Source organism: Streptomyces acidicola (assembly GCF_009377235.1).
Lineage (GTDB): Bacteria > Actinomycetota > Actinomycetes > Streptomycetales > Streptomycetaceae > Streptomyces > Streptomyces acidicola.
The window spans coordinates 1-10215 of record NZ_VMNX01000300.1 but is presented as its reverse complement, the minus strand read 5'-3'; the positions used below and the strand labels follow the sequence as shown (position 1 = coordinate 10215).

Annotated in this window: 10 protein-coding genes and 2 pseudogenes; 3 read left to right on the top strand and 9 right to left on the bottom strand. The window is 68.7% G+C overall.

The window, feature by feature from the left end:
• Positions 1 to 371 precede the first annotated feature (371 nt).
• Positions 372 to 677 (top strand): annotated as a pseudogene (locus FPZ41_RS49110) (hypothetical protein); the annotation flags it as partial.
• Positions 678 to 735: 58 nt separating this feature from the next.
• Here the strand turns inward: FPZ41_RS49110 and FPZ41_RS41335 are convergent.
• The 9 genes and pseudogenes from FPZ41_RS41335 to FPZ41_RS41305 form a co-directional block, all read right to left on the bottom strand.
• The gene (locus FPZ41_RS41335; RefSeq protein WP_152869366.1) at positions 736 to 1761 is read right to left on the bottom strand and encodes a LacI family DNA-binding transcriptional regulator; all 1026 of its coding nucleotides are present in this window, start codon (positions 1759 to 1761) and stop codon (positions 736 to 738) included.
• A gap of 16 nt (positions 1762 to 1777) precedes the next feature.
• Positions 1778 to 2683, bottom strand: coding sequence for a glycerophosphodiester phosphodiesterase family protein (locus FPZ41_RS41330; protein ID WP_152869364.1), 906 nt, complete (start codon positions 2681 to 2683; stop codon positions 1778 to 1780).
• An 18-nt stretch (positions 2684 to 2701) separates the two neighbouring features.
• Complete coding sequence (locus FPZ41_RS41325) at positions 2702 to 4504, bottom strand: ABC transporter permease (RefSeq protein WP_322621384.1); 1803 nt, start codon at positions 4502 to 4504, stop codon at positions 2702 to 2704.
• Positions 4501 to 5550, bottom strand: coding sequence for an ABC transporter ATP-binding protein (locus tag FPZ41_RS41320; RefSeq protein ID WP_322621383.1), 1050 nt, complete (start codon positions 5548 to 5550; stop codon positions 4501 to 4503). The genes FPZ41_RS41325 and FPZ41_RS41320 overlap by 4 nt, the downstream gene beginning before the upstream one ends.
• Positions 5551 to 5670: 120 nt before the next feature.
• The gene (locus FPZ41_RS41315) at positions 5671 to 6813 is read right to left on the bottom strand and encodes an extracellular solute-binding protein (RefSeq protein WP_228023348.1); all 1143 of its coding nucleotides are present in this window, start codon (positions 6811 to 6813) and stop codon (positions 5671 to 5673) included.
• 162 nt (positions 6814 to 6975) lie between these two features.
• Entirely contained in the window at positions 6976 to 7119 is a 144-nt protein-coding gene (locus tag FPZ41_RS47570) for a hypothetical protein (RefSeq protein ID WP_194236398.1), read from the bottom strand.
• Between the two features lie 32 nt (positions 7120 to 7151).
• A pseudogene (locus FPZ41_RS50660) lies at positions 7152 to 7442 on the bottom strand (IS630 family transposase); the annotation flags it as partial.
• A 142-nt stretch (positions 7443 to 7584) separates the two neighbouring features.
• Positions 7585 to 8154 carry a DinB family protein gene (locus FPZ41_RS41310; protein WP_152869360.1) on the bottom strand — a complete coding sequence of 190 codons (570 nt, stop codon included), beginning with the start codon at positions 8152 to 8154 and terminating at the stop codon, positions 7585 to 7587.
• Positions 8155 to 8179: 25 nt separating this feature from the next.
• Positions 8180 to 8725: an ATP-binding protein gene (locus FPZ41_RS41305; protein ID WP_152869358.1), complete on the bottom strand. Its 546-nt coding sequence runs from the start codon at positions 8723 to 8725 to the stop codon at positions 8180 to 8182.
• A 265-nt stretch (positions 8726 to 8990) separates the two neighbouring features.
• On the opposite strand from FPZ41_RS41305, the gene FPZ41_RS41300 reads away from it, so the two are divergent.
• Together FPZ41_RS41300 and FPZ41_RS41295 are read left to right on the top strand one after the other, a co-directional pair.
• Positions 8991 to 9842, top strand: a complete 852-nt coding sequence (locus tag FPZ41_RS41300) for a helix-turn-helix domain-containing protein (protein WP_152869357.1) — start codon at positions 8991 to 8993, stop codon at positions 9840 to 9842.
• An 11-nt stretch (positions 9843 to 9853) separates the two neighbouring features.
• Entirely contained in the window at positions 9854 to 10051 is a 198-nt protein-coding gene (locus FPZ41_RS41295; RefSeq protein ID WP_322621382.1) for a hypothetical protein, read from the top strand.
• Positions 10052 to 10215 lie beyond the last annotated feature (164 nt).

The following is a 10215-nucleotide window of genomic DNA, read 5'->3' as shown; positions in this document are numbered from 1 at the left end:
CGGATAGGGGCCACAGGCGCCGATCGGCAGCAACGGCTCGACCAACGCCCACTCGTCGTCGCTGAGTTCACGCCTCGCCACACGAGAGTTGTACCAGCAGGTGATCACGACTCCGTACAGGCCCTAGTACCACTCCAGTTGCGGTTCGCTGTCGCCGCTGGTCAGGTGCTTTCCGCGGTGGCGGGACGACGTGCGGGAACTGCTTCCAAGTTGAGCAGTGGTGGCGTCGGCGGTAGGAGTCCGTCGCGGGATTGGCGGATTTGGGCCGCTCTCGGCCTCTTCACGGCCGTCGGAGCTGGCCCAAATCTGCCAATCACCATCCTTGGCACTCCGCCTTGCCGCCGTCCTCATCCGGGTACGCAGATGACAGGGCCGCAGAATCTGTCGTGAAGCCGACGTCCGGGGCGGGCGCCCGGTACGCCGCGCGCTACACGCCCGCGGACAAGGAGACGGCCGTACGGCACCTCGCGCGCATGCACGCGGAAGGGTTCACCGCGATGGTGCAGCCGTACATGCGCGGCATCGACGTCACCGGTGAGCGGGCGCTGCAGTACTTCGGCGGGCGGCTGCTGCACGCCAGCCGCAAGGGAGCGGTCCTCGCCCCCGGCACGGCGTACGACGCGGACAAGGTGCCCCACCCGGACCTGGAGCCCTGGATTCCGTCCCCGGCCGAGCTCCTGCGAAGCAGCGGGCTCAGCGGAGGCAGCACCCGGACGCCCCACAACACCCGCCTGTTCAGCGGAGTGTGGGCGCCGGTCCCAGAGTGCGGCCACGGATCAGCGTCCCCGGGAGCAGTTCGTGCCGGGGCCGGGTCCGCTCCTCGAGTTGGGCCCGCATCACTTCGACGGCCCGGCGGGCTGCGTCCTCCACCGGGATGCGGACGGTGGTGAAGCCCAGCAGGTCGATGCCCGGCAGGATGCCGTCGAAGCCGGTGAGCGAGAGATCCTCCGGCACCCTCAGACCGGCTTCCTGCGCGAGCGGCAGGAAGGCCAGCAGCCTGAAGTCCGAGGGGAACATCGCGGCGGTGATCAGGCCCGCACGGCGCAGCGCGACGATCTCGCGCCCGCCCTCGCCTTGGCTGCCGAAGGTGGGCGAGGAGACCTGGTGCACCCGTACCCCACGCTCGGTCAGCCCCCGCGCCATCGCCGCGCCGCGCCGGTGCTCGGAGACCGAGTGCTCGGGCACCACCACCGCGGCGCTGCGGTGGCCCGCCGCTGCCACGGCGTGGGCGAGCAGGTCGGCGTTGTGGTCCTCGTCGTAGGAGACGCCGTGGATGTCGGGGTGGGACTCCGGTCGGCCGACGACCACGACTGGCACCAGATCGAGGAAGGGTTCGAGCATCCCCGCGCTGATGACGCCGGTGGCGACGAACATGCCGCCGACGCGCAGCCCGAGCAGCCGGTTGAGCGCCTGGCGTTCGAAGTGCGCGCCCTCGTTGCGTGAGGGCGCCACGGTGACCATCTGCAGGCCGGCGCCGCTGACGTTGGCCTGCAGTTCGCTGAAGAGCAGACCGTAGGCGGGGTTGTCGGGGGCGCGCACCAGCAGGCCGAGGATGTCGGAGCCGCGCGCGGCCAGTGACCGCGCCATGGTGTTCGGAACGTAGCCGAGCCGCTCCGCGGCCGCGTAGACGGCCTGTCGGGTGTGCTCGGCCACGGGCGTCGAACCGTAGAAGACCCGCGAGGCCGTCGCCCGTGAGACCCCGGCCTCCACGGCAACCGCCGCCATGGTCACTTTCAGGGGTGAGGGGGCTTCGTTGTCCATGCTCGGTGCCACCTGGTCAGCCTATCCGCTGCTGCGCAGGCGCCGGTCGCCCCCACGTGCCGTACTCGCGCACGGCGGTACCGCGGACCCGGTGCCGGTAGCGGCCGAGCAGGTCGGGCCAGTCGGTCTGGATGATGTCCGCGCCCATCTCCATGAGCCGGCCCCATCCGTCGTCCGGGTCGCCCACGACGGACGTGTGGTCGTCGATCCCGGCGTACAGCGGTACGCCGTCGGGAAGGTTGATCGCATTGAGCAGGCACAGCAGTCCCCGCTGGTGCATCTCGGCGATGACGGCGGGGTCGGCGAGTTCGTCCTTCGCGTGGCGCGCGATGAGTTCGACACCGACGAGGTTGATGTCCGGGTAGTCGAGGACGGCGTCGAGGTCCGCGCGGGAGTGGACCATCGGCACGAACGGGTACTTGACCGGGTGTCGGCGCAGCTTGTCCAGCCACTGGTCATCGGTCGGGCTCTTGAAGACGAGTTGCCCGGCCATGTCGAACCGGTCGGCGAAGGGAAGCAGTTCGTCCCAGTACCACCAGGAACGGTCCACGTTGAACAGCGTCTCGCCGCGGAAGCGAGCGAAGACGTCGCCGAGTTCGGAGGGGCCGGCAGCGCGGTCGCTCCAGCCGTAGCGCAGCGCGCGGATCTCCTCGGCGCCGAGCGCGCGGATGTCGTCCGCGCGGTCGAAGGCGTGTTGCTCGAGGCCGTCGTGGAAGACGAAGAAGACTCCGTCCGCTGAGCGGATGACATCGAACTCGACCATGTCGGCGCCCTGGCGGAGCGCGGCCGTGATGGCGTCGGCGGTGTTCTCCGGCACATTGCCGAGCCCGGTGCCCCGGTGCACGCAGATGAGCGGGGTGCGCTGCGCGAGGTCGGTGTTGAGCAGCGCGTTGATGTCCTGGTATCGGGGGTGACCGAACATGGTGTTCTTGTGGGTCCTTCAGTGTGAGGCGGTGGGGGTGGGCCGGGTGAGGGAGGCGGCGTCCGCGTCTGCGGCAGATGTGGGGTGGGCGGTACTCGGCCGGTCGCGTCGCGCGGTGCGCCGGCTGGCGGCGCGGCGGCCGTAGACGAACCACATCGCGAGGCCGGAGACGGCCATCAGGAGCACGGCGTAGACCAGGGTCAAGGCGGTGTTGTCGCTGGTGCCCTCGCTGCGGGTGGCGTTCTGGATGGCGATGCCGAGGGGTTCGTACAGCGGGTGGGCGAGGAAGACCGAGGTGTCGTAGTCGTCCAGCAGGCTGTTGAAGTTGAGCGCGCTGACAGCCGCGGCGGTGGGCAGCACCAGGGGCAGCAGGACGCGCCGGAAGGTGTGCGGGCCGCTCGCGCCGAGCAGGGTGGCGGCCTCCTCCAGGTTGTCCGGGATGCCCGCGTAGGTCGCCTTGAGCATGCGCAGCGTGATCGGGATCTTCGCCGCGATGTAGGCGATGGCGAGCAGCGCCAGCGTGCCGGTCAGCACCGTGTCCCCGACCATGGCCCGGGGCACGGAGTAGGTGATGACCAACCCGAGTGCGGTCAGCGTACTGGGCAGCATCCAGGGGATGTGCAGCAGGTACTCCACGGCGACGGTGACCGGGTTGACGTACTTCTGCAGTACCCGGGCCACGAACAGCATCAGGACGATGACGACGCTCGCGGTGACGGCCGCGTACCCGATGCTCACCACGAACGGCCAGGAGGAGGCCGCGTCGGTCAGCACCTGGCGGTAGTTGGCGAGGGTGAAGCTGCCCGGGGTGATCCGGCCCGAGGCGATGGTCGAGGCGTTGGTGAACGAGAACACCACGATCAGCAGCGGCGGGATCAGGTAGACGGCGAACAGGGCGTAGGCCAGGACGTGCACGACGGCGTTGGCCACCGGGTTGGTGATCCGCTGTCTGCGCAGCGCCGAGGGCACCTTCGAGACGGAGAAGTACGTCCCGCCCGCCTGCATGCGGTTGAGGACCGTGAGCAGGATCAGCGTGGCCACGCCGAGGACGACGGCCAGGGTGGCGGCGAGGTCGCGGGAGGAGGGAATTCCCGCGAAGGTGAGGATCATCGGCGTGATCGTCTGGAAGTCCCGTCCGCCGAGGACCTGCGGGGCCGCGAAGGCGGTCAGCCCGCCCAGGAAGGTCAGCACGGTCACGGCGAACAGCGTGGGCTTGAGTACCGGAAGCACCACTTGGCGCAGGATTCGCCAGGATGAGGCGCCGAGCTGCTGCGCGGCCTCGACGGTCTGGTGGTCCACCCGGGCCAGGGCCGAGGTGAGGAAGAGCAAGTGGTGGCTGGTGCCGGTGAGGGTCATCACCACCGCCACAGCCGGCCCACCGGAGAACCACGCCGGATCCATGCCCGGGAAGATGTCCAGGAGCAGACGGGTGGCGAAGCCGTGCTCACCGTAGACGAAGGTGTAGCCGGAGACGGCCACGACTCCCCCGTAGACCAGGGTGGTTGCGTAACCGAGCCACAGCAGACGGGCGCCGCGCAGGGCGAAGTAGCGGGTGGCGAGGACGATGAAGACGCCGACGACGTTGACCGTGACGGACAGGACCGCGGCCAGCAGGAAGCTGTTGCGCAGCGAGGCCCGGGCCCGGTCCGAGGACCACAGCTTGGCGAAGGCGCGCGTACTGAACGAGCCGTCCGGAAAGAAGATCTCCCTCAGCATGACGAGGTTCGGGAAGACCAGGAAGGCGAAGACGAACCAGAGCAGCACCGCGCCGGTCACCAGGACCAGCGGCGAGCGAAGCATCCTCCGCGCGGAGCCGTTCACCGTCCCGCTCCCGCCGCCGCGAAGACGCCCGTTGATCCCGGGTACTGCAGGAGCGAAGCCGGATCGATCACGAGGTCGACCTGCTCCCCGGCAGCGGGATGCCAGCCGTCGTGCCCCGTCAGCACCGCCCTGAGGCTGCCGTGCTCGGCGCGCAGGCGGCAGACGTCGTGCATGCCGTGGTAGGTGTGCGATTCCACCGTCGCGGGCACGGCGATTCCTGCGTACGCGGCACCGGCACCGGCACCGGCACGGGCCACCTTGACCTTCTCGATCCGCACGTACGTGGGTGCGTCGACGTCGAGGCCGGAGGCACCGCTTGCGGCGAGCGTGCCCACCATGGCGGGGCTGAGCCGGTTCACCTCGCCGACGAAGGTGCACACGAACTCGGTGGCCGAGCGCTCGTAGACCTCCCGCGGGGTGCCGATCTGCTCGATGCGGCCCTGGTCGAGTACCGCGATGCGGTCACTCATCGACAGGGCTTCGTCCTGGTCGTGCGTGACGTAGAGGGTGGTGATGCCGAACTGGCCCTGCAGTTCCTTGAGCTGCACGCGCAGCTGCCGGCGCAGCTTGGCGTCGAGATTGGACAGCGGCTCGTCGAGCAGCAGGACCTTGGGGCGCAGGACCAGAGCGCGGGCGATGGCCACCCGCTGTTGCTGGCCGCCGGAGAGTTCCGCGACCTGCTTGTCCAGCTGCTGCTGCGACAGATCGACCCGCTCGGCGATCTCGTTCACCCGGCGGTCGGTCTCGGCCTTGGACAGCTTCTGTACCCTCAGGCCGAAGGCGATGTTCTCCCTCACGTTCATGCTCGGGAACAGGGCGTAGTTCTGAAAGACCATGCCCACCTCGCGCTTGCCGCTGGGCAGATGGGTGATCTTCCGACCCGCCACGTGGATGTCGCCGGCGCTGAGGTCGGCAAAGCCGGCGAGCGCGCGCAGTGCGGTGCTCTTGCCACAGCCGGAGGGGCCGAGCAGCGTGAAGAACTCCCCCTCCCTGACATGGAGAGAGAAGGCGGGCAGCGCCGTGAAGCTGTCGAACTTCACTGTCACGCCATCAAAGATGATCACGTGGGTCCTCGGGTCTGGTCTTGAGGGGCATGGGTGTGCCGGATGGGGCGGTGTGCCAGGGGTGGGCGGCCGCGCGGGGCGGGTGCCCCGCGCGGCACGGCTTCAGTTCGCCAGGTAGTCCAGCTCGATCTTCTCGATCCACTGGTCGAGGTGCTGGGCCACGAACGCCCAGTCGATGGCCTGCTCGGTGAAGGAGTCCGTCGCGCTGACGGCGGCCGGATCGGCCTGGGCCAGCGCGTCCTTGTTCGTCGGCACGGTCTGGAACTGCTTGGACCAGGCAGCCTGGACCTTCGCGCTGCCGAACCAGTCGATGAACTTCTTCGCCTCGGCGGACTTCTTCGTGCCCTTCACGAGTCCGACCTGCTGGACGACCATCGGGACACCGGTTTTCGGGTGCGCGGCTTCGGTCGACACCTTGTACTGCTGCTCACGTGTGGCCTTGCCGGCCAGCCACATCTGCCCGGCGTCGACCTTGCCTGCCGCTATCTGCGCATACAGATCGGTGCCGGGGACCGCGGGGACGCCGTCTTGGAAGTACGCCTTGACCGCGTCCCACCCGGCCTGGCTGACGCCGAGGTCGCCCTTGTCGTCGCGGTAGCGGCTGAGGATGCCCGCCAGGACCATCTGCGTGGTGGCTCCGCCGAGGTCGGAGGGCACTTCGTACCGCTTGGCGAACTGCTTCTTGGTCCACAGGTCGGGCCAGTCCGAAGGCGCTTGGTCCGGCTTGGTGTACGCGGCCTTGTTGTAGACCAGCATGACCGGCTCGCGGACGATCGGCCAGTACTCCTTGCCGGCCTCATCGCCCGCCGAGGCGTCCACCTTCCCGGCCCAGGACGGGGTGTAGGCGTCGAGGACCTTGGCCTTCTTCAGGCTCTCGAAGTAGACGTTGTTCAGACCAAAGGTGACATCGGCGATCGGGTTGGCCTTCTCGGCGAGCAGCCGGTTGCGGATGTCACCGCCGCCGAGGTCCACGAGCCGGAGCTTGAACCCGGCGATGTCCGCCTCCTTCTTCAGCCAGTCACCACGTCCGTCCGACACGGAGTTGCTGTACACCACGAGAGTCTCGGGGGCGTCCGTCCCTGCCGTCGCGGTCGTGGACGGTGAGGTACACCCCGTGGCGATGAGTCCAGTGGCGAGCACCGCCACAGCGGCGGTGATGGTCTTGCGCATCGATGTCTTCCGTTCCGGTTCCTTGCCGCTCAGCGCGGCGAGTAGCTCCGATACGCGCCATGAACGCGCGTTCATGGGGGACTGAACACGCGTTCATCAACATCGCGGCGACGGAAGAATGAAGCAGGGACATCGTCAGGATGATGAACTGGCCGCTGCGGAGAGCCCCTGCGGATTCCGGTTCCCACGGGTGGTCGAACTGTTGGCTGAGCATCGCCGACCACGCGATTCGCCGTGTCAGCCGTGGTGGGGCGTCAGGGTGTGTGCCCGCCCCATCCCGCCCTCGCGGTACCTCTCCGGGTCGGGCCCGGAGCCGACCTCGTCGACGGGCTCGGGGTGCAGCACCTGCATCGAGTCGGCACCGTGGGCGGACTGCTGCATCGCGCCCTCCGGCGGGGCCCGGCCGTGGGCTGGGGGCCCTTCTCTCGCTCGCCGGCCGGCCAGGCCCGCAGTCCGGCGTCATCCGCGAAGGCTGGCCCGACGGCCCCTTGGATCACAGTGCCTCAGCGCCGCCCTCCTGCCGACGGGCACGCCAGGCGTACGCGGATTCCAGGGAGACTGCGCTGATGGCTCTGGTCGGGCCGTAATCGCCGCGCGACCGCGGCGGCGCCCCCTCGCGCAAACAACTCGACGCCCTTCAACCGGACTTGCTCCCGCTGGGCCCGCTGCTTCGCGGTCAGGCCGCCCCCATCGGGATACCGCATGACACCGGGGCGCCCGCCAGCGAGATCACCGTCGCCCCGGGCCGGAAACCTCAGTAGCGATCCGGTTGAGCCGGATTATCGTTCACCGCAACCCTGGCGATCCGGCGTGTGTCTTCGGCGGACGATGTGCCCCTGACCCTCGTCACTGGCCGACCCTTCCGTCGATGCACTCGCGCAACAGGTCGGCGTGGCCGCAGTGGCGGGCGTACTCCTCGACCCTGTGCACCATCAGCTCCCGCACCGAGGTCCCGTCCTTCCCCAGACGCTCGCTCAGGTCCGGGTGCTCGGCCAGCGCGGCGTCGGTCGCGGCCTGCTCGCGCGCCAGATCGGAGTACGCGGCGTCGACCATGGCCTGGTCGGCGACAGCTTTGTCGAAGTCCGCGTCGCGCTCGCCGTACAGCTTCGGCAGCGGATCACCGTCGGTGATCCAGTTGCGCCAGTCCCGTTCCACCTCGGCGAGGTGGCGGAGCAGGCCGAGCAGTGACATCGTCGACGGCGGAACCGACCGACGGGCCAGTTGCTCAGCGTCCAGGCCCTCGCACTTCATCCGCAGGGTCGTGCGGTAGTCCTTCAGGAACTCCTGCAGCGTCGCGAGTTCGCCCTCCGGACCGGCTCCATCCCTGTCGCGGGGGTCGTCGTCCGGGTCGGCCCACATGTCGGGGTAGACGGTGGCCTGGCTCCATCGTGCGGGTTGGTCAGTCATGCGTTGCATGGTCGTCCGCGAGGGGCCGAGCTGGCTACTTCTTTACTCCGCAGGCGAGATAGCGGCCCCGCACTTCGTCGGCAGGGGAGTCCGCAAGTGCGACACATCTTCTGGATGTGTCGCACTTCGGCTGGTACACCACCCCTGTGGACGCGGCCGGGCGCTGGGGCGTTGCTGCCGCGGACAGTTCGAACCACACGACCTTCCAGCCGGGTGTTCGGGAGCGGGTGGTGAGCGGGTAGCGCCCCCAGGCATCGGCCAGGGTTTCCACCAAGTACAGGCCGCGGCCGAAGTCCTGGTCTGTGGTGCAGGGGAGCGGGTCGGGTAGTTCGCGGTGGTTGTCCATGACCCCGACGTGTACGGCGCCGGTGTGGGAGCAGAGCCTGACGGTGACCGGGCCGTCGGAGTGCTTGACGGCGTTCGAGACCAGTTCCGAGGTCAGAAGCTCCGCCGTGTCGGCCAGTTCGGGGGTGTGGGCGTAACCGAGGAGGGCTGTGCGGATGGTGTGGCGGGCGATGTAGGAGGCTCGGGGGTCGTTGGGGAGTTGCAGGCGGCATTCCCAGGGGGTGGGGTCGGGCATGGGTGATCTCCGTTCCGGGTGAGTTTGAGCGGTGGGTGGGGACAGTCGGCGGCTCCACTCCCTGGTGCGGGCTCGCCCCTGCCAGGGGAGGAGTACGCAGGCAGGCTCGCGCGATGCACTGACAACTGCTCCGTGTAGCTTGTGCGTTACTAAACGTAGAGCGACATCTGGTTACATTGCCACTTGAGTGAAGAGATTGACCCGTTCGTGGCTCGCTGCCACCAGGAGCGGCAGACTGCACAGGACCGCACGCGGAAGGAACGGCATGCCACCGAGGACGGCACCCACGGAGCGTCAGAGGCGACTGGGCAGTGAGTTGCGCAAGATGCGGACGGCCGCCGGGATGTCAGCGGACCAGGCCGCTGGGCTCCTCGGGCTGGACCGGGCCAAGATCTCCAACATCGAGACGGGAATCCGAACCATCAGCCCGGAGCGGCTGCGCACTCTCGCCTGCAACTGCGCCTGCTCGGACCAGGCGTATGTGGATGCGCTGGTGAACATGGCCCGCCCCAACGGGCATGGATGGTGGGAGCGGTACCGGGGCTCGCTCTCTTCCGGGCTCCTGGACATCGCCGAGTTGGAGTCCTACGCGGTGTGGATGCGGACGGCGCACACGGCGCATGTCCCCGGCCTGTTCCAGACGAGCGACCATGCGCTTGAGCTCTTCCGGGCCGTGCTGCCGTCGTTGCCCGAGCACGAGATCGCTCTGCGGTTGGCTTTCCGCGCCGAGCGTCAGCAGGTGCTGGAGGGCGAGAACCCGCCTGAGTACGTCGGTGTCGTGCACGAGGCTGCGCTGCGTATGCAGTTCGGTGGGCGCAAGGTGGCACGCGCACAGTTGGAGCATCTGCTGACGGTGTCCGAGCGGCCGTCCGTGCGCCTTCTTGTCATTCCCTTCGCCGCGGGGACGTTCCCCGGCGCCGGGCAGACGGTCAACTACCTCGGAGGTCCCGTACTCCAACTGGACACCGCGCAGGTCGACAGCTCGCATGGTCCGGAATTCCTGGGTGGCGAGGCGCAGTTGGAGAAGTACCGTGCCCATCTGGACTGGATGGAGCGCATCGCTCTGGCGCCCGAGGCGTCGCGTGACTTCATCCGTGAGATCGCCAACGAGCTGTGAGGAGACGCCCAGTGGACCACGACACGATCACATGGGAAGAGCCGTTCTGCGGCGAGGGAGCAAGCTGCTTCCGCCTCGGTACCGACGACAACGGCAACGCCTACATCGCCATAGCCGGCGCCGAAGACCACCACCTCACGGACAGCCGGGAGGCACTCCGCACACTCATCCTGGACATCAAGGCAGGCAAGGCGGATCACCTGCTCTGAGGCCCCCCGCCCCGAATCGCAGCAGTGCTATCCGTCGCTGCCGACCGCCACCCGCTGCAGCAACCCCCACGTGAACTCCGCCACGCACTCACGCCGTACGCCGTCCTCGTCCGGGGCCGTGAAGGTGAGGCCGAAGCGGGTGGGGGCGGTGCCCTCCAGGGGGC